Source organism: Vibrio sp. 2132-1 (genome assembly GCF_033344315.1).
The window spans coordinates 1-586 of sequence record NZ_JAWPON010000597.1; the positions used below are offsets into that span (position 1 = coordinate 1).

General features: G+C 41.8%; 1 protein-coding gene. It reads left to right on the forward strand.

All coding sequences use genetic code 11. The annotated features are described in order from the left end of the window. Nucleotides 1-97 precede the first annotated feature (97 nt). Nucleotides 98-529 carry a DUF4426 domain-containing protein gene (locus R8N47_RS26865; protein ID WP_005461703.1) on the forward strand — a complete coding sequence of 144 codons (432 nt, stop codon included), beginning with the start codon at nt 98-100 and terminating at the stop codon, nt 527-529. Nucleotides 530-586: the final 57 nt, after the last annotated feature.

Genomic DNA, 586 nt, shown 5'->3' on the forward strand with positions numbered 1-586 from the left:
TTACTAGTACCAACTATCGGACATGCTTTTTTAACCTGCCACTCGGGTAAAATTGCAACTATGGTTGGCTCATAACGAGTGCTTTGAGGAAGTAACAATGAGCAAATGGATTACCGCATTACTGATCAGTCTGTTGTCATTACCGACCTTTGCTGAACAGTTCAAAAACATGAAAGACATCGAAGTACACTATGTGGCTTTTAACTCGACTTTCCTGACACCTAAAGTCGCTCGCAGCTACGACATCAAACGTAATGGTTACGTGGCTGTAGTGAACATCAGCGTGTTAGACAGCGCCTCTTTAGGTAAGCCAGCGGTCGAGGCGAAGGTAGGCGGACACGCGAAAAACTTAATTGGTCAAACTCAAAAGTTGACCTTTCGTGAAATTAAAGAAGGTGAAGCCATTTACTACTTAGCCGAGCTGCCAATTACTCACGAAGAAACTTTTACCTTCGATATTGATGTTAAAGCTGGAAACAAAGGCTCAGGTAAGCTTAAATTCACCCAGAAATTTTTTGTCGAAGAGTAATTGGGTTGTGATGATCTAAATGCTTTTTGATCTAAGTAGGCCAAAAGCCTCTATCAG